Source organism: Micromonospora sp. SD19 (assembly GCF_054462275.1).
This window is the reverse complement of record NZ_JBTLMN010000003.1, coordinates 18,136-44,514: the sequence shown is the minus strand read 5'-3', so window position 1 is coordinate 44,514 and position 26,379 is coordinate 18,136. Positions and strand designations below refer to the sequence as shown.

Sequence of the window (26,379 nt, the reverse complement as noted above, 5' to 3'; positions counted from 1 at the left end):
GGAGTGGCTGGTGGCTAGTCAAGCGATGCGACGCGGGCGCGGCCCGCTTCGCCAGGTTCCGATGGCAATAAAAACGGCCCTCGTGCAGATGCACGGGGCCAGCGCACTCTCGGTGAGGGAGAGTGCGCTCAGGTAAGTACTCGCAGCGACCGGTACGACGACATGCGGCTAAGCCTGACGCATCTCACGCGATGAGTCAACTGATCCCACATGTTGGTTAACGGAGGTCGGCGCGTCGGCCGGCGACGCGCCATCGGCAGACGGGTTGAGCTGCCCGGACCCGCCCGGAGCGCGACGTGGCGCCGGCACCGCGGTGGGACGCGCACCCGGAGACGTGGCCGCCTCCAGCATCGCCTCCAGGTGCTCGGCCGGCACCCCCCAGCCGAAGAGCGCGCCCTGGCCGAACCGGCAGCCGGCGGCCACCACGGCGGCCAGCTCGGTCGGGGTGGTCACCCCCTCGGCGATCACCTCCAGCCCCAGCTGATGGCCCAGTCGCATGACGATGTCGACCATCGGGGCGAAGGCCGGGCCGTCCTGGTCGACCGGGCGGACCGGTTCGTGCTCGGCGACCAGACTGTGGTCGATCTTGAGGATGTCGATTGGCAGTCGCCGCAGCTGCCCCAGCGACGAGTAGCCGGCCCCGAAGTCGTCCAGCGCGATCCGGACACCGGTCAACCGCAGCGCGGTCAGCCGCCGGATCAGCTCGTCCAGGTCGGTGGCGACCGCGTGCTCGGTGACCTCCAGCACCAGCCGCTGCGGCGGCACGTGGTGGGCGCGCAACGCCTCGGCGACCTGGACCACGTACTCCGGGGCGTGCAGCTCGCGGGGGGAGACGTTGACCGACACCCAGACGTCGTGCCCGTCCGCCAGCCACCGGGAGAGCTGGTAGCAGGCCTGGTGCAGCACCCAGGCGCCGAGCGGAGCGATCATGCCGCACTCCTCGGCGAGCGGGATGAACTCGTCCGGACGGACGTTGCCCAGCTCACTGTGGTGCCAGCGGAGCAACGCCTCGGCGCCGACCGGCCGCACCGACGGCAGCGACGCCACCGGCTGGAAGGCCAACCGCAGCTCGTCGCGCTCGATGGCCCCGCGCAGCTCGTGCTCCACCGTCGTCCGCCGGCGCAGCAGCTTGTCGTACGCGGCGTCGTACCGCTCGATCCGGTTCTTGCCCCGCTGCTTGGCGTAGCGCAACGCCAGGTCGGCGTGCCGCAGCAGCAACTCCACGTCCGGCTCGTCGGCCCAGTCGGCCACCCCGATGCTCACCGACAGGAAGACCGGCCCCTCCGGCTGGTCGTACGGCCGGTTGAGCACCCCGAGGAGCCGCTCGGCGACCCGGTCCGCCTCGACCGACCGGCCCTGCATGAGCACGGCGAACTCGTCGCCACCCAGCCGGGCGGCCACGTCACCGGGGCGCAGGTTGCCGCGCAGCCGCCGGCCCACCTCGGCCAGCACGGCGTCGCCCACGTCGTGGCCCCGCATGTCGTTGACGTTCTTGAAGCCGTCCAGGTCGAGGCCGAGCAGCACGCACGGGTTGCGGTCCGCGGCGTTGTGGTGCAGCGCCCGCAGCAGCCCACGCCGGTTAGCCAACGACGTCAGCGGATCGGTGTGCGCCAACTCCCGGAAGTGCGCCTCCCGCTCGGCCAGGCGGCCCGCGTACCCCCGGACGTCGCGAAGGGTGAGGTACTGCCGCGCCACCAGGGCGAAACCCTCGACGCTGCCGGCCACGATGCCGGCCGCGGTGAACCGGCCGTCCTGGGCGAGGTGGTACATCGCCGAGGCGGCCATCGCCAGCATCGGGGCGATGGCGTACTCGCCGTCGCGACCGACCAGGTCCAGGTCGACCTGCCCCGGCCGGTCCGCCCGGTACAGGGCGAGCGCGACGGTCAGCAGGCCGGCGGCGAGCAGCGACGCGCCGGTCAGCGCCATGGTCGGCCCGGCCTGGCAGAGCCCGGCGCTGAGCCCCAGCCCGCCGCAGCTCACCGCGGTGATGCCGGCGCACAGCGCGGCGAGCCGTCGCCGTGGGGCGGCGGCCCGGAAGACGACGATCACGGCGAGGCCGGCGCCGAGCGCCGCGCTCACCGTGGCCACCAGGATCGCCGGGCAGGCCATCGGGGTGGCGGCACCGAGCAACCGGGTGGGCTCGGAGAAGAGCACCCAACCGACGAACCACAGCGCCGCCGCAATGACCAACCCGTCCAGGGCGAGCCGGGCCGTTCCCGCCGCGGTGGCGGCCACCCCGGGCAGTCGGAGCAGACCGGCGGCGAAGGCCAGCCCGCTCACCGCCGTGCCGATCGCCACCAGCGTCGCCCAACCCGTGCGCTGCCCCTGCTCGTGGGCCCAGTGGTCGTTCGCGCTGAGCGCGGCGACCACCCCGGCCAGGAGGCTGATCAGGGCACCGCCGGCGGCTGCCGCGAGCAGCACGTGCGCCGGTCGACGCGGCCCCGTCCGCCGCCGGGCGACGACGGTCAGCAGCACGACGGCCACCGCGGCGACGAGCCCGCTGAGCGCCGCGACAGCGGCCATGCCCGGTGGAAAATGCACGCCTCCAAGAGTGCCGGATGGGCGCACGTCGTGGGGGGCTGAGTGTGCATCTGTTGGGACACGGCAGATACCCGGGTGGGGCCGCGCGCCGGCGGTGTCATGCTGGTATGCATGCCTGAGCTGCGGTCGAGGACTTCCACACACGGTCGGACGATGGCCGGCGCCCGGGCCCTCTGGCGGGCCACCGGGATGACCGACGACGATTTCGGCAAGCCGATCGTCGCCATCGCCAACAGTTTCACCCAGTTCGTGCCTGGTCACGTACACCTCAAGGACATGGGGGGCCTGGTCGCCGACGCGGTCGCCGAGGCCGGCGGGGTGGGCCGGGAGTTCAACACCATCGCTGTCGACGACGGCATCGCGATGGGCCACGGCGGCATGCTCTACTCGCTGCCCAGCCGCGAGCTGATCGCCGACGCGGTCGAGTACATGGTCAACGCGCACTGCGCGGACGCCCTGGTCTGCATCTCCAACTGCGACAAGATCACCCCCGGGATGCTGCTGGCCGCGTTGCGGCTCAACATCCCCACCGTCTTCGTCTCCGGCGGCCCGATGGAGGCCGGCAAGACGATGGCGATCGAGGGCGTCGTGCACAGCAAGATCGACCTGATCGACGCGATGATCGCCTCCTCGAACGAGGCGGTCACCGACGAGCAGCTCGGTGAGATCGAACGCTCCGCCTGCCCGACCTGCGGCTCCTGCTCCGGCATGTTCACCGCCAACTCGATGAACTGCCTCACCGAGGCGATCGGGCTCGCGCTGCCCGGCAACGGTTCGACGCTGGCCACCCACGCCGCCCGCCGGTCACTCTTCGTCGAGGCCGGCCGGACCGTCGTGGAGATCGCCAAGCGGTGGTACGACGGCGACGACGAGTCGGTGCTGCCGCGCACTGTCGCCTCCAAGGCCGCCTTCGAGAACGCGGTCGCCCTGGACGTGGCGATGGGCGGCTCCACCAACACGGTGCTGCACCTGCTCGCCGCCGCCCGCGAGGCGGAGCTGGACTTCGGCGTCGCCGACATCGACGCGATCTCCCGACGGGTGCCGTGCCTGGCCAAGGTCGCGCCCAACTCCCCGCAGTACCACATGGAGGACGTGCACCGGGCCGGTGGCATCCCGGCGATCCTCGGCGAACTCGACCGGGCCGGGCAGCTCAACCGGGACGTGCACGCTGTGCACTCCCCCTCGCTGGCGCAGTGGCTGACCGACTGGGACGTGCGCGGCGGCTCCCCCACCCCGACCGCTGTCGAGCTGTTCCACGCCGCCCCGGGCGGGGTGCGTACCGTCGAGCCGTTCTCCACCACCAACCGCTGGTCGTCGCTGGACACCGACGCGGCCGGCGGCTGCATCCGGGACCGCGAGCACGCGTACTCCGCCGACGGCGGGCTGGCGATCCTGCACGGCAACCTGGCGCCCGAGGGCAGCGTGGTGAAGACGGCCGGCGTGCCGGACGACTGCCTGACCTTCCGGGGCCCGGCGAAGGTCTACGAGTCGCAGGACGACGCGGTGACAGCGATCCTCGCCAAGCAGGTGGTCGCCGGGGACGTGGTGGTGATCCGGTACGAGGGGCCCAAGGGCGGCCCCGGCATGCAGGAGATGCTCTACCCCACCTCGTTCCTCAAGGGCCGCGGCCTGGGTCGCTCCTGCGCGCTGCTCACCGACGGCCGTTTCTCCGGTGGCACCTCCGGGCTCTCCATCGGGCACGTCTCCCCCGAGGCGGCCTCCGGCGGGATGATCGCCCTGGTCCGCGACGGCGACGAGATCGTCATCGACATCCCGAGCCGGTCGATCTCCCTCAACGTGCCGGAGGACGAGTTGGAGGCACGCCGGGTGGCCGAGGAGAAGCGCGACAGGCCGTACACCCCGACCGACCGGCAGCGCCCGGTGTCGGCGGCACTGCGCGCGTACGCCTCGATGGCCACCTCGGCCAGCGACGGCGCCTACCGCCGCGTCCCGGAGTAACCGACCGCCAGCCCGACAACCCTCAGTCCATCGGGGCGTCGCGCGGGTCGGGACCATCGTCGAGGAGGCGTACGCCGTCGTCGTCGTGGCGGTGCACGCGTCGGTGCGGCCAACCGCCTCCGGCAGTCGCCACTGCCGGTCCAGCCACAGCGACGGCAGGTCGGCCTCGTCCACCACCGCGGCGACGGTGGTCGGTCGACAAAGGCGGTGCCTCGAATAGACGGGGTGGGCTAGCGTGTCGACGGTCTACTGGGGATCTCCCCAGATTCCTACGGGGGAAGGTCGGTACGTGTCAGTTTGGAAGAAGCCCACGCTGGTGGCGGTCTCGGCGCTCAGCGCGTTCGCGATCTCCGCCTGCGGCGTGACGTCCGGCGAGTCCGAGGCGCCGAAGCAGCCCACCGTCCTGCAACTGCTGGCCAGTGATCTCAAGGGATCCCTGCAGAAGGCCGTCGACACCACCAACAAGACCGACTCGGTGACCGTGACGATGACGGGCACGATGGGCGGCGAGAAGATCTCGATGCGGGGTGTCCTGGACCTGGGTGACCCGCTCAAGGCCGACATGACGATGACCGACGCGAAGGGAACCACGACCACCGTCCGGATGATCGGTGCCGTGGTCTTCACCGAGATTCCGGAGGAGGGCCGCGCGCGTACGGGTGGGAAGCGCTGGATGAAGATGGACCTGTCGGGTCTGGGCGAGCTGACGGGCACGGGCTTCACCAAGCAGTTCGAGAACGCCGACCCGGTCAAGCAGGTCAAGACGCTGCTCGCCATCGAGGGCACGACGGTCGTGGGGCAGGAGACGGTGAGCGGGGTGCCAACTGTGCACTACACCGTCACCACTCCGGTGGCGACCTACCTCGCCCAGATCGACGCCGCGCGTCGGGACGTCACCGAGCAGGCGCTGGCCGCGCAGGGCGTCAAGGAACTGAAGATCGACCTGTGGGTCGACGAGCAGTACCGGCCGCGCCGGGCCGGCCTGGCGATGGGCGCGATGGGCGACATGGTGATCGACTACACCGACTACGACAAGGCGGTGACCATCGAGTCGCCGCCGCCAGCGGAGACCGCCGACTTCGCCGAGATGCTCAAGGGTCTGCAGGACCTGACCACGACCTGATCGGATCTTGGAGCACTGCCTGACTGGCATGACCGACACGGGATCAGTGATATCGGGGTAACGCGTGGACGCGGATACCGCGTGTTCAAGGATCCCGTGTCGATCATGGCTGGGGTCAGTCAGGAATCACCAGGTCAGGACGGCGCCCACGGTCCGCTGACGAACCGGCCGTCGCCGACGAACGGACTGACGTTGGGCAGGCACCCGCCCAGGTCGATGGTCTGGGTCATCATGACCGGGCCCGGCTCGCCCAGAGCGCCGCACTTCATGTGGGCGAAGCCCAGGAAGTGGCCGAACTCGTGATTGATCACGCCCGCGTGGTACTCCTCGATGGTGACCGGGTACCCCGGCGAACCCTGGAGCCAGCGCCGCAGATTGATCATGATCGTCTTGCCGTACTTGCAGGAGTAGACCCCCTCGGTGTCGACGCCGCTGGCGCCGCAGAGTCGGTCCACCGTCCGGGGTGTCGCGAGCCGCACGTCGACGTCGGCCTTCGAGGTGCCGACCCGCTGGAAGGACCACGATGCCCGGCTCAGGTTCACGGCTTTGTTGGTGACCGGGTGCTGCGCCGAGGTGGCCCACCCGTTCGGTGCCGCCAACACCTGCTCGATGCTCTCGGCGAACCGGTCCGGTTTCCAGGCGGGGATGTCACCCCAGGCGATGCCCTTCTCCACCGAGACGCTGTAGCGCACCCGCTTCTTGCCGCTGCCGATCACGCGACCGGTGCCGGCGGCCCTGGTGAAGGTGCCGGCGGCTCTGGTGGGAATCTCCTCGTCGGTTGGGATCTCCGGGGTCGGGCTGGAGACGGGACTCTGCTCCGCGCTGCCGGCAGCCGGGCCGGAACGTGGGACTTCGGCCTGCCCGGAAGCCCGCGCCGACAGGCCACACGCGGCGGTCGCCAGCACCATCGCCAACGAGATCGGTACGAGCATCCGTCCGCTGATCCGCACGGTGAGAACCTCCAGAGTCGATCACGGTCAGGTGAGGAACGCTGGAAGGCTAGGTGACCAGGAGTAAGGAAAACGTCAGGACGATCGGCGTCGACAGCCCGCGGTGCGGTGGCGGACGAGCGAGGTCAGTTGGCCGCCACGACGTGGTCGATCACCAGGTGGGCGGCGCCGGTGATGCCGACGTCCTGGCTGGTGGCGACCCGCTCGATGAGCAGGGTCTGGGTGGCCAACGGCAGGCACCGCTCGTAGAGGGTGGCCCGCATGCTGGCCAGCAGCGGTTCGCAGTCGGCGAGTCGACCGCCGATGGCGACCACCTGCGGGTTGAAGAAGTTGACCACGACGGCCAGGATCTCGCCGATGGCCCGGCCGGCCTGCCGGGCGAGCGCTGTCGCGTGCCGGTCGCCGTCGTCGATCAGGCGGATCACACCGGTCAGGTCGGAGACCGTCACGCCCTGCTCGCGTAGCGCGGTGACCAGGGCCGCGCCGCTGGCCACGGCCTCCAGGCAACCGGCGTTGCCGCAGCTGCACAGCGGCGCGGGATCGGCCACCACCCGGCAGTGGCTGATGTCGCCGGCCGACCCCTGCGCGCCCCGGTGCAGCCGTCCACTGGAGATGACACCGGAGCCGATCCCGGTGCCGGCCTTGATGTAGACGGCATGGTCCAGTTCGGAGTGTGCGGTGCGGTGCGCGCCGAGCGCCATCAGATTGGCGTCGTTGTCCACGATGATCGGCACGTCGACCCGGCCGGCGCAGAACGCGGCGACGTCGAAGCCGTTCCAGCCGGGCATCCGGGACGGGCTGACGATCCGGCCGGTGGCGTGCTGCACCGGGCCGGGAATGCCGATGCCGAGACCTCGCAGCGCGCCCGGGTCGCCGTCCGCCGTCGAGGCTGACGACACGGGACCGGCGGACGTCGGGTCACCGGGCGTGGCGGCCAACGCCGCGACCTCGGCCAGCAGCGAACCGAGCACCTGCTCCGGGCCCTCCTCGATGCGGACCGGCAGGGTGCGTGCCTGGACCACCCGCCCGGAGAGGTCCAGCGTGCCGACGCGCGCGTGGTGCGCGCCGAGGTCGATGGCGCCGACCACGGCGCCGCCGGTGGGCACGGCGAGCTGGCGCGGCCGGCGTCCGCCTCGGGACCGCCCGGCGCCGGTCTCCTCCAGCAACCCCTGGTTGATCAATGCCTCGACCCGCTGGGAGACCGTCGACGGAGACAGCCCGGAGAGCCGGGACAGGTCGGCACGACTGACTGCCGCTCCGGTGGCCACCCAGCGCAGCAGCTCCCGAGGGCCGCCCCGGAGGGCTTCGCGTGGCGCGTCGTCAATCGTCACGTCAGGTTCTTAGCATCCACAGTTTGTTCAAGCAACTGGTTGACTTAGTTTCCTGGCTACCTTTAGATGGCGCTGTTGGTTCGATATGAAGCCGACTTGATTCGGTAGTCGAAGAAAGTGGGGCCGTCTGGTGGCACCGGGGACGACGGGTGCGGACCGACCGATGGTGTCGGTACGCGGCCTGCACAAGTGGTTCGGCCCGCTGCACGTGCTCAAGGACATCGACCTCACGGTGGCCGCCGGCGAGGTGGTCGTCGTGGTGGGGCCGTCCGGCTCCGGCAAGTCGACCCTGTGCCGCTGCCTCAACCGGCTGGAGACGGCCGGGCAGGGCAGCATCGAGATCGACGGTGAACCGCTGCCGGCCGAGGGTCGGGCGCTGGCCCGGTTGCGCGCCGACGTCGGCATGGTCTTCCAGTCCTTCAACCTCTTCGGGCACAAGACGGTGCTGGACAACGTCACCCTCGGCCCCACCCGGGTCCGCAGGATCGCCCGTCCCGAGGCGCGGCAGCAGGCCATGGCCCTGCTGGAACGCGTCGGGATCGCCGACAAGGCGAACCACCACCCGGCCCAACTCTCCGGTGGGCAGCAGCAGCGGGCCGCGATCGCCCGGGCGCTGGCCATGCAACCGAAGGTGCTGCTCTTCGACGAGCCGACCTCGGCCCTGGACCCGGAGATGGTCAACGAGGTGCTCGACGTGATGGTCTCCCTCGCCAAGGAGGGGATGACCATGATCGTGGTCACCCACGAGATGGGCTTCGCCCGTCGCGCCGCCGACCGGGTCGTCTTCATGGACGACGGCCGCATCGTCGAATCCGGCGCCCCCGACGAATTCTTCGCAGCTCCGCGCACCGAGCGGGCCCGCGACTTCCTTTCCAAGATCCTCCAGCACTAGCCCCCAACGGGAGGGTGTCATGTCAATCCTCAAGAAGAGCTTCACCCGGCGGCGCTCGCTCGCCCTCACCGCGACCGCCGTGGCGGTGGCCCTCGTCGCCACCGGCTGCGGCGGTGACGGCGACAGCAGCGCCCCGAAGCTGCCCGGCGACGCCGGCCTCGGTGGCGACGGCGTGGTCGCCCAGTCGGTGTACGACGCCGCCCCGGTCGCCAGCGACGCGGACATCCCGGCCGGCTCGACAATGGACGCGATCCGCAAGCGCGGCTACCTGAACATCGGCGGTTCCCTGGACGCGCCGCTGCTCGCCCAGCAGAACCCGGTCAGCGGCACCATCGAGGGCTTCGACGCCGACATGGCGAAGCTGCTGGCGAAGTACATCATCGGCAAGCCCGAGGTGAAGACGACGACCATCGGCACTCAGACCCGCGAGGCCATGCTTCAGGCCAAGTCGGTCGACGCCGTCTTCCAGACGTACACGATCACCCCGCAACGGGCCACCCAGGTCGCCTTCGCCGGGCCGTACCTCACCTCCGGCCTCGCCGTCGGGGTTCGCAAGGACGACACCTCCATCAAGAGCGTCAAGGACCTCGCCGGCAAGACCGTGATCGTCGGGGCGAACACCCCCGCCGTCACCGCGCTGCCCTCCGCCGCGCCCGGCTCGAAGCAGATCGCCTTCGGCACCGACCCGCAGGCGCTGCAGGCCCTGCTGCAGAAGCGCGGCGACGCGTACGTGCAGGACTTCACGCTGCTCGCATCGGGTGCCAAGGCCAACCCGGGGATGAAGGTGGTGGGCGAGCCCTTCACCACCGAGGCGTACGGCATCGGCCTCAACCGGGAGGACACGCAGTTCAAGGAGTTCGTCAACAACTGGCTGAAGAAGATCCAGGCCGACGGCACGTGGGCGAAGGTCTGGGAGGGCACCCTCGGCTCGGTGGTCGAGGGCGGGGCACCCACCCCGCCGGCCCTCGGTTCCGTCGACGGCTCCTGAGCAGTCTCTCGTACCGATGGAAGCCCTCACCGCCCACCTGAGCCAGCTGGGCCACGGCTTGGTCACGACGGTCGAACTGACCGTCGTGACCACCGTCGGCGCGATGCTGCTGGGCATCGTCGTGGCCACCCTGCGGATCGCCCCCGTGCCGCTGCTGCGCGCCATCGGCACCGCGTACGTCGAGGTGTTCCAGAACCTGCCGCTGCTGGCGCTGCTGGTGCTCTTCGTGTTCGCGCTGCCGACCATCGGCATCACGTTCCCGCTGTTCACCTCCGCCGCGATCGTCATCGCGGTGTACGAGGGGGCGTACCTGGCCGAGGCGATCCGCGCCGGGATCAACACCGTCGGTGTGGGCCAGGCCGAGGCGGCCCGTGCCATCGGGCTCACCTTCGGCCAGTCCCTGCGGCACGTCATCCTGCCGCAGGGACTCCGGGCGGTGATCCAGCCGATCGGCAACATCTGCATCGCGCTGCTCATGAACACCTCGCTGGCCGCCGCCGTCGGCGTGGTCGAGCTGACCCAGGCGGCCAACAACGTGAACCTGGTCGAGGCCCAACCGATCGCCGTCTTCACCGGCGCCGGCCTCGCCTACATGCTGCTGGCGCTGATCATCGGTCAGGTCACCGGCCTGCTCGAACGAAGGCTGGCGATCGTCCGATGAACAAGACCCAACAGATCCTCTTCGACGAACCCGGCCCCCGCGCCCAACGGCGGATCCGGATCGCCACCGTGCTGGGCGCCGTCGGGCTGGCCGGTGCCCTGGCCGCGGCCGTCTACCAGTTCGCCAGCCACGGCGAACTGGCCGCCGACCGGTGGGAGCCGTTCACCACCTGGCCGATCTGGCGGTACCTGCTCAACGGCCTGTGGGCGACGCTGCGCGCCGCCGCCGCGACCGCGGTGCTCAGCGCCGCGCTCGGGCTGATCCTGGCGCTCGGCCGGCTGTCGACGCACCGACCGCTGCGCTGGCTGGCCGGGGCGTACGTGGAGATCTTCCGGACCGTACCCACCCTGCTGCTGATCTACGTGACGCTGTTCGCGCTGCCGCAGTACGGCCTGAACTTCCCGCTGTTCTGGAAGCTCGTGGTGCCGCTGGTGGTATCCAACTCGGCGGCGTTCGCCGAGATCTTCCGGTCCGGCATCCTGGCGCTGGACCGGGGACAGACCGAGGCCGGCCTCGCGGTCGGGCTACGCCGCGGGCAGGTGATGGCGCTGGTCGTCCTGCCACAGGCGTTGCTCCAGCTCGCCCCGTCCCTGGTCAGCCAGCTGGTCGGGCTGCTCAAGGACACCTCGCTCGGCTTCGTGGTCAGCTACACCGAGCTGCTCTACAGCGGGCAGGTGCTCGCCTCGTACACCCATTTGCTGATCCAGACGTTCCTGATGGTGGCGCTGATCTACCTCGTGGTCAACGCCTCGCTGTCGAAGTTCGCCCGCGTACTCCAGGCCCGCAACGGCCGCTTCGGCGGCCGACGCGGACGGCGGACCGCTGAGCTGCCCCCGCCACTTCTCGAAGGGAACACTCCCCGGTGACCATCTTCCGCTACGCCGAACTGGCCCGGGTCGTGCGCAACGGCTTCGTCGAGAGCCGGCACTACGGCAGCGTCGTCGTGCTCGCCCCGGACGGGACAGTCGCCCTCGCCGCCGGCGTACCCGACGAGCCGGTCCTCCCCCGCTCCACCCTCAAGCCGGTGCAGGCGCTGGCCTGCCGGGTCGCGGCGGGCGACGAGCTGACCGGCCCGGCGCTGGCGCTCGCCGCCGGCAGCCACACCGGCGACGACCGGCACGTCGAGGTGGTCCGGGCGATGCTGGCCGGGGCCGGCCTGACCGAGGACGCGCTCGGCTGCCCGCAGGACTGGCCGGAGGACGAACCAACCCGGGACCGGCTGATCCGCGCCGGCGGGCAGCGCGAGCGGATCCGGATGAACTGCTCCGGCAAGCACGCCGCGATGCTCGTCGCCGCCGTCGCACGGTCCTGGAGCACCCACGACTACCTCGACCCGGACCACCCGATCCAGCGGGAGACCGCCGCCGCCGTCGCCCGGCTCGCTGGCACGCCGATCGCGCACCACGCTGTCGACGGCTGCGGCGCACCGCTGTTCGGGCTGCCGCTGACCGGCCTGGCCCGCACCTTCCAGGCCCTGGTCACCGCGCCCACCGGCAGTGACGAGGCACTGGTCGCGCAGGCCATGCGCCAACACCCGGAGTACGTCGGCGGCTGGCACGGCCACCCCAACACCGACCTGATGCGGGCGCTGCCCGGCGTCCTCGCCAAGGGCGGAGCCGAGGGTGTGCTCGGGGTGGCCGCACCGGACGGTCACGCCGTCGCGGTGAAGGTGGTCGACGGATCACCCCGCGCCACCACCGCGATCGCCCTCGCCGCCCTCGACGCCGTTGGCGTACCGGTGGGCGGGGCCGACGCGCTGCGCCAGGTGCCGGTGCTCGGCGGCGGCGCACCGGTCGGCGCCGTCACGGCCGTCATCGACTGGACCACCGCACCGTCTCGGACCGAAGCGGCACCGCCACGCACGGAAAAGGAAGAATCATGAGCACATTCGAGATCTGCATCGACAGCGTCGAGGGGGCGGTCGCCGCTGAGGAGGCCGGCGCCGACCGGGTGGAGCTGTGCTCCGCGCTCTTCGACGGCGGGCTGACCCCCAGCCTGGGCACCATCGAGACGACACTGCGCGCCGTCAACCGGATCCGGGTACACGTGATCGTCCGGCCGCGGGCCGGCGACTTCATCTACTCGCCGTTCGAGATCGAGGCGATGGAGCGGGACGTGCGGGCCGCGGTGGCGGCCGGCGCGCACGGCATCGTGATCGGTGCGTTGACCGCCGAGGGTGACGTCGACGTGCCGACCACCCGCCGGCTGATCGCCGCCGCGGGCGACGTCAGCATCACCTTCCACCGGGCGTTCGACATGACCCGCGACCCGCACGCGGCGCTGGAGCAGCTGATCGAGCTGGGCGTTCACCGGGTGCTCACCTCGGGCCAGGAAGTCAGCGTGCTGGAGGGTGCCCCGCTCATCGCCGACCTGGTGCGCCGCGCCGCCGGCCGGATCGTCGTCATGCCGGGCGGTGGCATCACCCCGCGCAACATCGCCCGGATCGTCGAGGCGACCGGCGCTGACGAGTACCACTTCGCGGCACTGGTCAGCTCGGACAGCCCGGCCGTGCACCGCAACCCGGCCCCGCTGATGGGCGGCAGCCTGAACCGGCCCGAGTACGAGCGCTCGGGCACCTCCGGCGCGCTGGTCGGCCAGGTGCTCGCCGCAGCCCGCGCCTGACCGCCTACTGCTACTGACGAGCGGTGGTCCCGGGGGACGTTCAAGTCCCTCCGTGACCACCGCTCGCGCCGTGGTGGAGCCGGTCATTCGGGCTACACCGGTCACCCGGTGGCGAGGTTGATGGCGACGCCGACCGGAATGGACGCCGCCAGCCCTGCGACCAGCCACCACAGCTGCTCCCGCCTGGCCTTTCGCTGTGCCGACTGGAGCCCGCCCTGGATCTGGCTCAGGGTGTTCGCCACCATCGTCAGGTCCTTGGCACGACCGGCCTGCTCGCTGGTGAGGGAACGCCGCAGCACGGAGCGGCGAACCCGGCTCGTCGTCGACAACGTCAGCTGATGCCGACGAACCCGACGCGACGCGAAGACCGTCGACCCCGGGTCCCCGAAGTCGTCGCCGGTGCCGCCATCGTCCGGATCCTCCTCGGCCTCGGGCCCGCGGAAGTAGCCGATCGGGAACAGGCGTGACCACAGCCGCGTCCAGCGGTCCTTCCACCAGAGACCACCGCCAGCGCCGAGCAGAACGAGGTTCACGACGATCGCGCCGATCGCCCACCTGTCGGTGACGAAGAAGCCGACGGCACCGACGGGGACAGCCGCCAGGATGAGTGCCTTCGCCGCCGCGGTGCCGCTGATCCCCTGCATGCCCGCCATTGAACCGGCCCCGCCCGGCCGACAGGGGCCCTGTTATCCGGAAGGCGACAGCAATGTCCTCGCGGGACAGTTCATCGTCCGACCGGAAAGTGCGCCAGGCACAGAGCGGACGGCGACCTGCCTCAGTAGCCCAACAGGGCGATGAGCAGCGAGGACACCGCGGCGACCAGGAGCACCCCACCGGTGCCGAGGCCGACGACCGCGCTCACCGCCACGGCGCGAGCCCGGGCCACCGGCACCGCCGCGACCGCCACCACGGTGACGAGCGCGGCGACCAGATGAATCAACGGGTAGTCGATCAACGCCGCAACCGGGAAGAGGTGCACGCCCACGACGAGGGCGATCCATGGGGCGACCAGCTCATTACGCCGCAGCAGAGCGAGCAGCCCGGCACCGACCGCAGCGACGCCGAACTCGATGCCGACGACGATGCCGAAGGTTGGGCTGGTGTCGGCGTCGAATGCCGTACCGTCCGACCAGTGACGCCAGGCGAACAGAGCCCCGGCGGCCGCCGTGAGCAGGGAAAGAACCGACCCGGCGATGAGCACCCGCCGCCACCGCTTCGGGGGCGCCTCCTGCGCCCAACCGAACCAGCTGGTGGCGAAAAAGGCGAAGACGAACGCCGTCGCCGCCGCGTCCCGGACATGTTCAGTGATCATTGGCTCCCCGCGATACCGCTGGTTCGACGTCGGACTTCGCCGTTGACAGCGGCGCTGTCACCGCCGGGCCACGACGCGGTAATCCTGTCCTGACCGGTGTGCTCGATGACAGGGCGGGGTTGCAGTCGCTCACGCTCGGCCCTCTATCCGTGTAGCTCGCGGCCGTGTCGTCGGGCGCCGCCGCCTCGGTGCCGATGCCCCGCTACGTCCGGGCAGCCCGGCGGTGTTCCCGTGGGCTGACGCCGCGGATGCGTTTGAAGGCCGTGCTCAGGGCGAAGGAACTGCCGTAGCCGACGTGGCGGGCGACGGCGCCGACGGTGGCGCCGGGCTCGCGGAGCAGGTCGGCTGCCAGGGCCAGCCGCCACTCGGTGAGGTAGGACATGGGCGATTCGCCGACGAGCGCGGTGAATCGGCGGGCCAGCGCCGCCCGGGAGACCCCGGTCTCGGCTGCCAGCGACGCGACGGTCCAGGGTTGGGCCGGCTTGTTGTGGAGCATTTGCAGGGCCCGGCCAACGATGGGATCGCTGTGCGCTTTGTACCAGCCGGGGGCATTGGCCGCCGGTCGCGCGAACCATTCACGTAGCGCGGCGATGAGCAGCAGGTCGAGCAGCCGGTCGAGGACCGCTTCCTGGCCGGGATCGTCCTTGACGATCTCGGTGGCCAGTAGCGGTACCAACGGGGAGTCCCAGGAGTCGCCCGGGACGACCAGTAGCGGCGGCAGTGCGCTCAGGAGCCGCTGACTGACCTCGCCCCGCATCGTGTAGGTGCCGGTGAGCAGCGTTGTCGGGCCGTCCGGGTTGTTGCCCCAGGTGCGTACGCCCAGCTCCATCATCCCGGGCAGTTCCTGCCCGTCGGGGGTGGTGCAGATCTGGCCTGGGTGAATGACGACCTGCGGCGCCGTGGCCGGCTCGTCGGCGACGGCGTACGGGTCGGGGCCACGAATGATCGCCAGGTCGCCTGGACTGAGCTGTACGGACGCACCCTCGTCGGGAACGACCCAGGCGTCCCCCTGGACCATGGCCACCAGGGTGAGCGGCGCCTGGTCTTCGATCCGTATCGACCAGGGCGGGGTCAGGACCGAGCGGAGGAGGAACGCTCCCCGGGCTCTGGGTCCGTCGAGGAGACTGACGACTGCGTCCATGTAGACGATTACACACAGAATCGCGCGCCTTGGCTATCCACAGTCTCACACCGCTGCGTTTCAATTATCGCTATGACGAACGAACAAGAGCGGAACACGATCCTGGTACTCGGCGGGACCGGCAAGACTGGCCGCCGCATCGTGAAGCGGCTCCAGGAGAGCGCAGTGCCCGTTCGGGCGGGTTCCCGCTCCGCTGCGCAGCCCTTCGACTGGGCTGACCAGGCGACCTGGACGCCGGTGCTGCAGGGCGTCGGAACGGTGTTTGTGTCCTACTACCCGGACCTGGCGGTGCCGGGCGCACCCGAGACGGTCGGCGCGTTCACTGAACTGGCGGTGGCGTCCGGGGTCTCCCGGCTGGTGCTGCTGTCCGGCCGGGGTGAAAAGGAAGCACAAGCCAGCGAAAGGCTCATCCAGTCCGCCGGGGTCGAGTGGACGATCCTGCGATCCAGTTGGTTCAGCCAGAATTTCAGCGAGGACTATCTGCTGGAGCCGGTGCTGGGCGGCGAGATCGTCCTCCCGGTCGGGAACGTGCCCGAGCCGTTCGTGGACGCCGACGACATCGCCGAGGTGGCTGTGGCCGCCCTGACCGAGGACGGGCACGCGGGGCAGATCTACGAGCTGACCGGCCCCCGGCTGCTCACCTTCGCCGAGGCGATCGCCGGGATTTCCACAGCGACGGGCCGGCGGATCGAATTCGTTCAGGTGTCTCCCGACGACTATGCCGAGGCGCTCACCGCGGAGGGCACGCCTTCCGGGGTCGTGGAGCTGCTGCTGTACCTGTTCACGACCGTGCTGGACGGGCGCAACGCCCATCTGGACGACGGGGTTCAGCGCGCCCTGGGCCGGCCGCCCCGCGACTTCGCCGACTACGCCACCGCCACCGCCGCCACCGGCATCTGGGACAGAGGGTAGGACACCAGTTGGGTCACCTGGAACATCGTCCGCTCGCTGGCCAACACGAACGCCGTCACGGCCGCGTCTCGGACACGTCGGTAATCATTGGCTTTCCGGGATACCGCTGGTTCGACGTCGGACTTCGCCGTTGACGGCGGCGCTGTCACCACCGGCTACGACCTTCGGTCGGCCCCCAGCGGAAAGCGCGACCGCGCGGGCGTACCGGATGGCGGCAGGGGTGTCCGGGAAGAGCAGTTCCTCGCGGCGCAGGTCGTCAGCGACTCCGAGGGTGGCGAGGACCTGGTCGTGGGCGGGGGTGATGCCGGAGAGCAGGACGGTGATCCCGCGTCCGCGTAGCCGCCGGATCGCATCGCCGAGGACGTGCGCGCCGGTGGCGTCCATCGTGGTCACCCGGGACATTCGCAGGATGACGACGCGGACGTCGGTGACCTCCGAGAGTTCGAGCAGGAAGGTGTGGGCGGCGGCGAAGAAGAGCGGCCCGTCCAGCCGGTACGCGACGATGTGTTCGCTGAGCAGCGCGTGCTCCTCGGCGCTGTGTTCCCCCGGGTCGAGGGGCACCTGTTCCAGCCGGGCGCTGCGGGCGACCGCGCGCAGGGCGAGCACCACGGCGACGCCGACGCCGACCGCGACGGCGGTGACGAGGTCCCAGATCACGGTGACGGCGAAGGTGAGCACCAGCACGACCGCGTCGCCCCGGGTGGCCCGGGCCAGCGCCCACAGCGAGCCGGCCTCCACCATGCGGACGGTGGTGGCGAGCAGCACCCCGGCCAGGGCGGCGAGCGGGATCCGGCCGACCAGCGGCGCGGCGGCCAGCACGATCGCCGCGAGGGCGACGGCGTGGGTGAGGGCCGCCAACTTCGAGGCCGCCCCGGCGCGGACGTTGACCGCTGTCCGGGCGATGGCGGCGGTCGCGGGAATGCCGCCGAAGACGGGGGCGGCGAGGTTGGCCAGCCCCTGACCGAACAGCTCCCGGTCCGGGTCATGCCGCTCACCGACGGTCATGCCGTCAGCGACGGTGGCGGAGAGCAGGCTCTCCAGGGCGGCGAGCGCGGCGACGGCGAGGGCGCTGGGCAGCAGCACACCGAGCGCGGCGAGGTCGAGGAAGCCGAGCGAAGGCGCTGGGAGGCCCTGCGGCAGCGCGCCGATCCGGGCCAGGTCGACCGGGAGGACCTCGGCGAGGACGGTGGCGGCCCCCACGCCGAGCAGGGAGAACGGCAGGCCGGGTCGCCACCGCGCTCCGAGCAGCATCAGCGCCGCGACGGCGAGGGCCACCGCGAGCGCGGCCGGCCGCGGATGGACGACGAACCGGGCGACCGCGTCGAAGGCGACGGCCCAGACCTTCTCCCCGTGCGCGTCGCTGACGCCGAGTGCGGCAGGAACCTGTTGCAGCGCGATGACCACGGCGATGCCGGCGGTGAAACCCTCCAGCACGGGGGTGGGCAGGTAGCGGACGTAGCGGCCCAGACGGGCCACGGCGAGCGCGATCAGCACCAGGCCGGCCATCGCCCCGACCATCAGCACGCCGGTGGCTCCGAACTGCTGCACCACTGGCACCAGCACCACTGTCATCGCCCCGGTCGGCCCGGAGACCTGGAGGTTGGAGCCGCCGAAGACGGCGGCCACCGCGCCGGCGACCACGGCGGTGATCAACCCGGCCTGGGCGCCCAGCCCGGAGGTGACGCCGAACGCCAGGGCCAGCGGCAGTGCCACCACCGCCACGGTGAGGCCGGCCAGCAGGTCCCGGCGTGGTGAGCGGTGGACCGCCGCCCAGTCGGCCCGGTCGGGTAGCAGCCCGAGGAGCCGCGCTCGGGCCACCGGGATGACGCGGCTCACCGGTCCGCGCCGGTGGCGCGCAGCTCCCCGAGGAGGCCGTCCCGGTCGGTGAGGACCGCGCCGAGGATCCGGCGCCCGGCGGCCAGCAGGTCGGCCACGTCCGGGGTGCTGAGCGCGTACACGACGAGGGGACCGTCGCGGTGTGAGGTGACCATCCCGGCGCGGCGAAGGACGGCGAGTTGTTGGGAGAGGTTGGAGGCCTCGACCTCGATCACGGCGAGCAGGTCACGGACCGGCTTCGGGCCGTCCTGGAGCAGTTCGAGGACCCGGATGCGCACCGGGTGCCCGAGGGTGCGGAAGAGTTCCGCCTTCGCCTGGTACAGCGGGACCGACATGAGCACCTCTCCCGATCGATGCGAAGACTTTAGCACTTGAAGAAGTCTTCAATCGTTCGGTGTGCGGTGACGAGCGTCCCTCCGCGTCGTCGGCGTCAGGCAGTCCGTCCGATGTCGTTGACGCAGCGCAGCACTGGTCGGGTGGTCAGCGCCCGGTCGTCCAGCAGGGCCCCGGCGCGCACGGTGAAGGTGGCCGACTCGCCCGGCAGCAGGGTGACCAGGGCCTTGTCCACGGTGGCGGTGCTGTCCAGCCGGTCCGGGAAGAGGGTCAGGTCGCGCAGCACCGTGCGGGCGGTGACCCGGACCCGCTGCCCGCCGCCGATCGGCTCGACCGTCGCGTCCCAGGCCGCCGCCGGCCAGTCCACGTCCCGGTCCTCGGCGAAGAACCACAGCGCGCGCTCCGCGGTGCCACCGGCCTCCGCGACCAGCAACTCCCGACGGCCCTCGTCCGGCCGCGCCAGCTCCGCCGGCAGCGCCAGCGCCACCGAGGAGTACGCCGGGACGTCGAGGTCGACCGAGGTCTTCGCCCTCGGCTCCCCGGTGAGCGTGCACCGGGTGACCGCGGCGGATGCCGTCCAGGCCTCGGCGGTTTCGTTGACGGCGACCACTGCCAGGCCGCCGTCCCGGGGCTGCACGGTGAGGAGCCGGTCGGCGTACGCGTGTCGCAGCGCGTACCACAGGGGTTTGCGACGGCCGTCGCCGTCGACGGCCGACCAGGAGGTGACCGGCCAGCAGTCGTTGAGCTGCCAGACGATGGTGCCGGCGCAGACGTTCCGGTGGGAGCGGAAGTGCTCCACGCCGAGCTGGATGGCTCGGGCCTGGTTGAGCTGCGTCAGGTAGTGCCAGTCGTCGAAGTCCGCCGGGGCGGGCAGGTGCGCGTCGAGGCCCCGCTGGAGTTTGGCGTCACCGTCGGCCGCCTTCTGATGGTGCGCCATGCCCGGTGAGTCGTGCGCCAGGGGTTCGTCGCTCAGCGCCCGGCGCAGCGTGGCGTACGCCGGTGGGGCCTGGTAGCCGAACTCGGCGACGAAGCGCGGCACGTACTCCCGGTACCTGGTGTAGTCGTCGGTGTTCCACACGTCCCAGATGTGGGTGGTGCCGTGCGCCGGGTCGTTGGGGTGGATCGCCTCGGTGCCCGACCAGGGGCTGCCCGGCCAGTACGGGCGGGTCGGGTCCAGCTCGCCGACGATCCGGGGCAGCACGTCGAGGTAGTAGCCACGCCCCCAGGTGCGCCCGGCGAGGTCCTGCTGCCAGTCCCAGTCGTGCCAGCCCCAGATGTTCTCGTTGTTGCCGGTCCAGAGCACCAGCGACGGGTACGGCGCGAGCCGGGTCACCTGCTCGGCGGCCTCGGCGGCCACCTCGCTGCCGAACGGTTCCTCCTCCGGGTACGCGGCGCAGGCGAACAGGAAGTCCTGCTGGACGAGGAGGCCGCGCTCGTCGGCGAGGTCGTAGAAGTCGGCGGACTCGTACCGGCCGCCGCCCCAGACCCGCAGCAGGTTGACGTTGGCGGCGACCGCCTGGTCGAACCGCTCGGCGAGCCGGGCCCGGGTGATCCGGGTGGGGAACGCGTCGTCCGGGATCCAGTTGACCCCGCGCACGAAGACCGGGACGTCGTTCACCGACAACGAGAACGGGGTGCCGTGCTCGTCGGGTGTGGTGTCCAGGCGGACCGAGCGGAAGCCGATCCGGTGCGACCAGCTGTCCAGCAGGTCGCCGTCCGGCGCGTGCAGTGTCACATCGATCGGGTGACGCGCCTGCTCGCCGTACCCCCGGGGCCACCACAGCGCGGGCTCGCGAACGGTGAGGGTCAGCACGGCCGTGCGCTGCCCGGCCGGGACGACCACCTCGGCGTGTGCGCCGGCCACGGCGGCGCGGACGGTCAGCGGGACGTCCGCGACCCGCTCGACCTCGACGTGCACCTCGACGCGGCCGTCGCGACTGTCCATGGTGACGAGGGGACGGACGGTGGCCAGCCGGGCGGTCGACCAGGCGTGCAGGCTGATCTCCTGCCAGATGCCGGCGGTGACCAGTGTCGGCCCCCAGTCCCAGCCGAAGTTGCAGGCCATCTTGCGGATGAAGTGGAACGGCTCCGGGTAGGCGTTCGGGCGTTCGCCGAGCCGTTCCTGGTGTGCCTCGGCATAGCGGTACGCGGAGTCGAACGTGACGACCAGGTCGTTGTCACCGTCGCGCAGCAGCGGTCGGACGTCGAACCGGTAGCCGCGGTGCATGTTCGCGGTGCGGCCGACCTCGACGCCGTTGAGGGTGAGCGTGGCGACGGTGTCCAGGCCGGCGCAGACCAGGTCGACGCGGTCGTCGTCGCCCGCCCGGTGGACGATCGTGGACTGGTAGACCCAGTCGGTGCGCCCGATCCAGGCCAGCGTCCGCTCGTTGTCGTCGAGGTAGGGGTCTTCGATCAGCCCGGCGGCGAGCAGGTCGGTGTGCACGCAGCCCGGCACGGTCGCCGGCACGGACCGGTCGGCGACCTCCTCGGGCACCTGTGCTCCGGGGGCCGCTCGCACTGTCCAACCGTCGTAGAGTGCCTGTCGGCGCAAGACCTCACCGCACCTTCCGCATCGAAAGACGTTTACTGAACCGGATAAGCTAGGCAACCGTACGTTTCGGCCCCGCACGTGTCAACGGCCGTTGACGCCCGCGACAGCACGTCGCGGCAGCACTCTCGCAGCAGCAAAGGAGCACGCCGGTGAAGCGGCCGACCATTGCCGACGTCGCCCAACGCGCCGGGGTGTCCAAGGGTGCCGTGTCGTACGCGCTGAACGGGCAGCCCGGCGTCTCCGAGGCCACCCGGCAGCGCATCCTGGCCATCGCCACGGAGATCGGGTTCAGCCGGAGCAGCGCGGCCCGCGCCCTCTCGGCCGCCACCGCCGGCGCGATCGGCCTGGCCCTGTGCCGACCGGCCCGGACACTCGGTGTCGAGCCGTTCTTCATGGCGCTGATCAGCGGCGTCGAAGCCGAACTCTCCGCCCGCTCGTACGCGCTGACCCTGCAGGTGGTGGCCGACCACGACGCCGAGATCGCGGTCTACCGCCGCTGGTGGGGCGAACGACGGGTGGACGGGGTGCTCGTCTGCGACCTGCGCACCGACGACCGTCGCATCCCCGCACTCGAACAGCTGCACCTGCCGGCGGTGGTGATCGGCGGCCCCGGCGGCACCGGCGAGCTGGCGAGTGTCTGGTCCGACGACGCCGCCGCGCTGACCGAGACGGTGGAGTACCTGGTCGCGCTCGGGCACCGCCGGATCGCCCGGGTCGCCGGCCTGCCCGACCTGCGGCACACCGAGATCCGCACCGACGCCTTCGCGGCGGTCCGCCAGCGGCTCAACCTGGACGACGCGGTCACCGTGTGGTCCGACTACACCGGCGAGGAGGGCGGGCGGGCCACCCGCCGGCTGCTCAGCTCCGCCCACCGGCCCACTGCGGTCATCTACGACAACGACGTGATGGCCGTCGCCGGGCTCTCCGTCGCCCAGGAGATGGGCCTGACCGTGCCCGGCGACCTGTCCATCGTGGCCTGGGACGACTCACCGCTGTGCCGCCTGGTGCACCCGCCGCTGACCGCGCTGGGCCGGGACATCCCGGCGTACGGGGCCCACGCCGCCCGGCAGTTGCTCGCCGTCGTCGCCGGGCAGCCGGCCGGCCGGGTGCAGGACGAGACACCCCACCTCACCCCACGTGGCAGCACCGCACCACCCCGAGCCAGATGAACCGGTTCAGCGCGATGCTGACGGAAACTCCTCGAAGTACGCCTCGACCCGTTCCGCCGTCGCCGGGCGGGCCAGCGCGAACCCCTGCCCGTACCGGCAACCGCCCCGGCGTGCCCCCTCGACCTGGGTCGACGACTCCAACTCCTCGGCGACGATCTCGACGCCCAGCCGCTCGCCCACGTTGACCACCACGTCGATCAGCGGTGGTTGCCCGTCCGGCCGTGCGCCCACCAGCTCCGGGCCCACCTTGAGCAGGTCGATCGGCAGTCGGCGAAGCTGCGCCAGGGAGGCGTGCTCGGCCCGGAAATCGTCCAACGCGGTGCGCACGCCCAGCGACCGGAGCCCGGCCAACCGGGCCACCACTGTCGACAGGTCACCGGCCACCCTCGGCTCGCTCACCTCCACCACCAGCCGCTCCGGCGGCACCCCGTGCGCGGCCAGCACGGCCGCGAGCCGCTGCACGAAGTCGGGAGTGGTCAGCTCCCGGGTCGTCACGTTGACCGCCATCCACAGCTCCCGGGCGCCCACCGACCAGTCGGACAATCGCCGGCAGGCCCGATCCAGCACCCACCACTCCAACTCGCCGACCAGGTCAAGGTCCTCGGCGACCGGCAGCAGCTCGGCCGGCAGCACCGTGCCGAGCACCGGGCTGCGCCACCGCAGCAGCGCCTCCGCGCCCACCGGCTGCCCGTCGGCCAGGTCGACCACCGGCTGGTAGACGAGATCCAGTTCGCCGCGCGCCACCGCACCGGGCAGCTCGCGCTCCAGGTCGAGCCGGCGGACCAGTTGTTCCTCAAGGAACGCGTCGTACCACTCCACCCGGTCCCGGCCCAGTTGCACGGCCCGTCGCCGGGCCAGTTCGGCCTGCCGGAGCACGTCCGCCGGCCCCACCCCGCTCACCTCGGCCAGGCCGATGCTCGTCTGCACCCGCAGCATCGCGCCGGCCAGTTGGTAGGGCGGACTGAGTGCGCTCAGCAGTCGGGTGCCCAGCGCGTACGCCAGCACCGGGCCGGCGGCGGTGACCACCGCGAAGCCGGTACCCGCGCACCCGGTGACCAGATCGCCGGGGGCGATGACCGCGCGAGCCCGGTGCACCGCCTCGGCGAGCACGTCCTCCCGGGCGGTCGGGCCGATCCCCTCGGTGCCGTGCAGGTCGACCAGGAGCAGCGCGCCGGCCGGCACCGGCACGTCGCCGATCGCGGCCAGGGCGTCCAGCAGGGCGGCCCGGTCACCGGGGGTGCTGCTCGCGGCCGCGAACTGTCGCCGGTCGAGCCCCGACCACGCGGGGCTGTGCTCAGGCGACCAGATCGAGTCCGCGCCGGTTCCGGGGGCCGCGACCGCCGGGGCGTCGGGGCCGCGTTCCGGCGGCGGCTCCGGCGTGCCCGGCCCGCGTGCCGGACCCGAGCGGCGGTGCCGCAGCGACCGACCGGCCGGCCGGCGATGGGCGGCCCGCCGAACGGACGTGGCCGCGTCACCGGCGCGCAGCAGCTCGCGCAGCACCAGGGGCGGCACCGCCGCCAGGGCCAACAGCACGCTGGTCCGGTCCGGCGCGCGGCCGGCGGCCAGGTGCAGACCCGTCGCCAGCAGCAGCACCGCCGCCGGGAGCACCGACCGAGGCCAGGCCGCGGCGACCGGCTCCGCCGGCTGCGCGTCGTCCGTCGCATCGGCGGCACCGACCGCGACCAGCAACATCCCGAACACCAACGGGGGTACGGCCAGCAGGGCCACCCGCCCGGCCGGTGCGGACGGCGACACGGCCAGCAGCACCAACCCGCAGAGGGTGAGCAGGACGCCGCCTCGACAGATCGCCGCACCCGAGCGCCGCCACGGCCCCGCGAACACGTTCAACGCGGCCATCCCCAACCCGCCGAGCGTCAACGCGCAACCCAGCCGAACCGGGACCGACAGACCGTCCCACGGCAACAGCAGCCAGCCGGCGAGGGCCATACCGACGGCCGGGCCGGTCGACTCGACCAGCCCGCGCAACCGGACCGCGGCCGTCGGCCGCGAGCGCCCGGGGAGCCGGTACAGACCGCTCGCCGAGAGGGCCGCCACGACCAGCGACCCGATCAGCACGGCGCGGGTGTGCCCGATGTCCGCCAGGGGCAGCACGACGGCGGTGAGACCGGCCGCCACCACCGCCGCGTCGAGCAGCACGCCCGCCGTGCGCGGTGGCGGGTCGGTGCCACGCCGGCTGGCCAGCCGGGACAGTCGCAGCCCGGCGAGTGTGGCGCCGGCGCCGGCGCCCAACGCGATCACCACCGAGGTCGGGACCAGGCCGGCGGCACCGGCGAGGAGGAGCAGCGCCACCGCCACGGACGTGGCGGCCTCGGGTGCCGCACGACGGGGGACGAGAACGCGGAACGGGTACGCGAGGAGCACGGCGGACGCCTTCGTGAGGGGGCACGGGGGCGGTGCGGCGGTGCGGGGCACCGGACGTTGCGAGTCCGCTACCCACGATTGACAACGATGGACAGCCGAAGTGGTTACTTGCCGGTTACTCAGGGAAAACAACGACCGGTGTCACTGTACGGCGTACTCCCGGCCGGTGGCACCGCCCGCCGCGAGCCGAAACGGCAGGAAGTGGGATCATCGGAGGGTGAGTAAGCCCGACACGGTCCGTTTCCGGTACAACCAAGCCATCCTGGTGGCCGCGATCATCGCCTTCGTCGGCGCCCTGCCGCTGGCCAACGCCCGGGCCTACCTGCTGCCGGTGCTGCTCGTCCCGCTCGCCGTCGCGGTCTGGGCCTGGCGGGCCGGCACCGACGCCGACGCGCGGGAGCTGCGCCTGCGGGCGTTGGTCGGGCAACGCCGGATCGGCTGGGAGCAGGTCCTGGAGCTGGCCACCGACCAGCGGGGGCGCGCGGTGGCCCGGCTCGACGACGGCCAGCAGGTCACCCTGCCGGCCGTCCGTGGGGCGGACCTGCCCCGGCTGGTCGCGGCAACCGGCCAGCCACTGCCGGGTGCCCCGGCGGACGCGCCGGGTCAGTAGCCGTCGACCACTGTGTTGATCAGCGGTTGCCCGGCGGCGAAGCGGCGCACCTGATCGCCCACCAGCCGGTAGGCACGCGGTAGCAACCCCCGCACCGACCCGCCCACGTGCGGGGTGAGCAGCACGTTCGGCATGGTCCAGAGCGGGGAGTCGGCGGGCAGCGGTTCCGGGTCGGTGACGTCCAGCGCCGCCGAGATCCGACCGGTGCCCAGCTCGGCGACGAGCGCATCGGTGTGCGCCACCGGCCCGCGGGCGGCGTTGACCAACAGCGACCCGTCCGGCATCGCGGCCAGGAACGTCTTGTCGATCAGGCCACGGGTCTGGTCGGTGAGCGGCACCAGCACCACCACCACGTCCGCGTCGGGCAGCAGCCGGGGCAGCTCCTCGACGGCGTGCACCCCCTGCTCCGGGCGGGCCGTCCTGGCGACCAGGGTGAAGCTCACGTCGAAGGGGGCGAGCCGGTCGCGCACCGCGGTGCCGATCGAGCCGGCCCCGATGATCAGCACCCGCTTGCCGGTCAGCTCGTCGGTAGGGGTGTGCTCCGCGTACGCCCAACGCCGCTCGGCCTGCGCGCGGACGAACGCCGGAAACGCCCGCAGCTGGGCGAGGATCGCGGTGACGACCCACTCGGCGGTGGCGGGGTCGTGCACGCCCCGGGCGTCGCAGAGCGTGACAGTCGGCGGGGTCCGGCCGGCCCAGGCGTCCGCCCCGGCGGAGAGCAGTTGCACCACCGCCAGGTCGGGCAGCTCACCCAGCACCGTCGTCCCGTCCGAGCCACCCAGGAACGGCGGCACCCAGAAGCGAACGCCGGCCGCCTCGGACGGCATCCGGTCGGTGTGCTCGAAGACCTCCACCGTCACGTCCGGGGGCAGCGCGCCCAGGAGGTTCAGGCCGGCCTGGTGCGGAATCCATACCTTCACGTCCGCCGACGATAGTCCCCGGCGGCGCGGACGGTGCGGGCACGGCGGTGAACCGGCGTCCGGGCGGTGGCGCACGGGGCCACGGCGGGCGAGACTCAGCACAGCGAGGTTCGAGCCGGGCCTTCGCGAGGTATAAGGAAGGGTCG

General features: G+C 71.9%; 22 protein-coding genes. 11 read left to right on the top strand and 11 right to left on the bottom strand.

Annotated elements, in window-relative coordinates; translation table 11 throughout:
* Positions 1-168 precede the first annotated feature (168 nt).
* Entirely contained in the window at positions 169-2,523 is a 2,355-nt protein-coding gene (locus ACX27O_RS12650; protein ID WP_458939661.1) for a putative bifunctional diguanylate cyclase/phosphodiesterase, read from the bottom strand.
* A 129-nt stretch (positions 2,524-2,652) separates the two neighbouring features.
* Here ACX27O_RS12650 and ilvD point away from each other — a divergent pair, with 129 nt between their 5' ends.
* Both ilvD and ACX27O_RS12640 read left to right on the top strand, forming a co-directional pair.
* Entirely contained in the window at positions 2,653-4,500 is a 1,848-nt protein-coding gene (ilvD, locus tag ACX27O_RS12645) for a dihydroxy-acid dehydratase (RefSeq protein WP_030337227.1), read from the top strand.
* Between the two features lie 289 nt (positions 4,501-4,789).
* The gene (locus tag ACX27O_RS12640; protein WP_030337225.1) at positions 4,790-5,623 is read left to right on the top strand and encodes a LolA-like protein; all 834 of its coding nucleotides are present in this window, start codon (positions 4,790-4,792) and stop codon (positions 5,621-5,623) included.
* A gap of 134 nt (positions 5,624-5,757) precedes the next feature.
* On the opposite strand, the gene ACX27O_RS12635 is transcribed toward ACX27O_RS12640, so the two are convergent.
* Both ACX27O_RS12635 and ACX27O_RS12630 read right to left on the bottom strand, forming a co-directional pair.
* The gene (locus ACX27O_RS12635; RefSeq protein ID WP_156057945.1) at positions 5,758-6,573 is read right to left on the bottom strand and encodes a DUF3152 domain-containing protein; all 816 of its coding nucleotides are present in this window, start codon (positions 6,571-6,573) and stop codon (positions 5,758-5,760) included.
* Between the two features lie 125 nt (positions 6,574-6,698).
* On the bottom strand, positions 6,699-7,904 hold the full coding sequence (locus ACX27O_RS12630; protein ID WP_210858355.1) for an ROK family transcriptional regulator: 1,206 nt from the start codon (positions 7,902-7,904) through the stop codon (positions 6,699-6,701).
* Positions 7,905-8,067: 163 nt separating this feature from the next.
* Here ACX27O_RS12630 and ACX27O_RS12625 point away from each other — a divergent pair, with 163 nt between their 5' ends.
* The 6 genes from ACX27O_RS12625 to ACX27O_RS12600 are packed head-to-tail and all read left to right on the top strand — an operon-like array spanning position 8,068 to position 13,067.
* Positions 8,068-8,796 (top strand): amino acid ABC transporter ATP-binding protein, encoded by a 729-nt coding sequence (locus tag ACX27O_RS12625; RefSeq protein WP_030337219.1) that lies wholly within the window; start codon positions 8,068-8,070, stop codon positions 8,794-8,796.
* 19 nt (positions 8,797-8,815) lie between these two features.
* On the top strand, positions 8,816-9,784 hold the full coding sequence (locus ACX27O_RS12620; RefSeq protein WP_030337218.1) for a glutamate ABC transporter substrate-binding protein: 969 nt from the start codon (positions 8,816-8,818) through the stop codon (positions 9,782-9,784).
* 16 nt (positions 9,785-9,800) lie between these two features.
* A complete protein-coding gene (locus tag ACX27O_RS12615) occupies positions 9,801-10,445 on the top strand; it encodes an amino acid ABC transporter permease (protein ID WP_030337216.1) in 645 nt (214 codons plus the stop codon).
* A complete protein-coding gene (locus ACX27O_RS12610) occupies positions 10,442-11,311 on the top strand; it encodes an amino acid ABC transporter permease (RefSeq protein ID WP_458939480.1) in 870 nt (289 codons plus the stop codon). The genes ACX27O_RS12615 and ACX27O_RS12610 overlap by 4 nt, the downstream gene beginning before the upstream one ends.
* On the top strand, positions 11,308-12,327 hold the full coding sequence (locus tag ACX27O_RS12605) for an asparaginase (protein ID WP_358125847.1): 1,020 nt from the start codon (positions 11,308-11,310) through the stop codon (positions 12,325-12,327). Before ACX27O_RS12610 ends, ACX27O_RS12605 begins: the two co-directional genes overlap by 4 nt.
* Complete coding sequence (locus ACX27O_RS12600) at positions 12,324-13,067, top strand: copper homeostasis protein CutC (protein WP_210860093.1); 744 nt, start codon at positions 12,324-12,326, stop codon at positions 13,065-13,067. The genes ACX27O_RS12605 and ACX27O_RS12600 overlap by 4 nt, the downstream gene beginning before the upstream one ends.
* Before the next feature lie 101 nt (positions 13,068-13,168).
* Here the strand turns inward: ACX27O_RS12600 and ACX27O_RS12595 are convergent, their stop codons facing one another.
* The 3 genes from ACX27O_RS12595 to ACX27O_RS12585 all read right to left on the bottom strand — a co-directional run bounded on the left by ACX27O_RS12595 (position 13,169) and on the right by ACX27O_RS12585 (position 15,520).
* Entirely contained in the window at positions 13,169-13,711 is a 543-nt protein-coding gene (locus tag ACX27O_RS12595) for a hypothetical protein (RefSeq protein ID WP_210860092.1), read from the bottom strand.
* Between the two features lie 131 nt (positions 13,712-13,842).
* Positions 13,843-14,379, bottom strand: coding sequence for a hypothetical protein (locus tag ACX27O_RS12590; RefSeq protein ID WP_030337206.1), 537 nt, complete (start codon positions 14,377-14,379; stop codon positions 13,843-13,845).
* 202 nt (positions 14,380-14,581) lie between these two features.
* Positions 14,582-15,520, bottom strand: a complete 939-nt coding sequence (locus ACX27O_RS12585; protein ID WP_030337204.1) for an AraC family transcriptional regulator — start codon at positions 15,518-15,520, stop codon at positions 14,582-14,584.
* A 72-nt stretch (positions 15,521-15,592) separates the two neighbouring features.
* Here ACX27O_RS12585 and ACX27O_RS12580 point away from each other — a divergent pair, with 72 nt between their 5' ends.
* Positions 15,593-16,432, top strand: coding sequence for an NAD(P)H-binding protein (locus ACX27O_RS12580; protein WP_030337202.1), 840 nt, complete (start codon positions 15,593-15,595; stop codon positions 16,430-16,432).
* Positions 16,433-16,516: 84 nt separating this feature from the next.
* Here ACX27O_RS12580 and ACX27O_RS12575 read toward each other — a convergent pair whose 3' ends face one another.
* From ACX27O_RS12575 to ACX27O_RS12565, 3 genes are all read right to left on the bottom strand, one after another.
* Positions 16,517-18,268, bottom strand: a complete 1,752-nt coding sequence (locus ACX27O_RS12575; RefSeq protein WP_081884120.1) for a SulP family inorganic anion transporter — start codon at positions 18,266-18,268, stop codon at positions 16,517-16,519.
* On the bottom strand, positions 18,265-18,603 hold the full coding sequence (locus tag ACX27O_RS12570; RefSeq protein WP_030337198.1) for an ArsR/SmtB family transcription factor: 339 nt from the start codon (positions 18,601-18,603) through the stop codon (positions 18,265-18,267). The genes ACX27O_RS12575 and ACX27O_RS12570 overlap by 4 nt, the downstream gene beginning before the upstream one ends.
* Before the next feature lie 95 nt (positions 18,604-18,698).
* A complete protein-coding gene (locus ACX27O_RS12565; RefSeq protein ID WP_458939479.1) occupies positions 18,699-21,152 on the bottom strand; it encodes a glycoside hydrolase family 2 protein in 2,454 nt (817 codons plus the stop codon).
* Positions 21,153-21,301: 149 nt separating this feature from the next.
* Between ACX27O_RS12565 and ACX27O_RS12560 the strand changes: the two genes are divergently transcribed.
* Complete coding sequence (locus ACX27O_RS12560) at positions 21,302-22,321, top strand: LacI family DNA-binding transcriptional regulator (RefSeq protein WP_030337195.1); 1,020 nt, start codon at positions 21,302-21,304, stop codon at positions 22,319-22,321.
* Between the two features lie 6 nt (positions 22,322-22,327).
* Here ACX27O_RS12560 and ACX27O_RS12555 read toward each other — a convergent pair whose 3' ends face one another.
* On the bottom strand, positions 22,328-24,703 hold the full coding sequence (locus ACX27O_RS12555) for an EAL domain-containing protein (RefSeq protein ID WP_458939478.1): 2,376 nt from the start codon (positions 24,701-24,703) through the stop codon (positions 22,328-22,330).
* A gap of 217 nt (positions 24,704-24,920) precedes the next feature.
* Between ACX27O_RS12555 and ACX27O_RS12550 the strand changes: the two genes are divergently transcribed.
* Entirely contained in the window at positions 24,921-25,313 is a 393-nt protein-coding gene (locus ACX27O_RS12550) for a PH domain-containing protein (RefSeq protein ID WP_030337191.1), read from the top strand.
* On the opposite strand, the gene ACX27O_RS12545 is transcribed toward ACX27O_RS12550, so the two are convergent.
* Positions 25,307-26,233 carry a 2-hydroxyacid dehydrogenase gene (locus ACX27O_RS12545; RefSeq protein ID WP_030337189.1) on the bottom strand — a complete coding sequence of 309 codons (927 nt, stop codon included), beginning with the start codon at positions 26,231-26,233 and terminating at the stop codon, positions 25,307-25,309. The two genes, ACX27O_RS12550 and ACX27O_RS12545, sit on opposite strands and share 7 nt — an antisense overlap.
* Positions 26,234-26,379 lie beyond the last annotated feature (146 nt).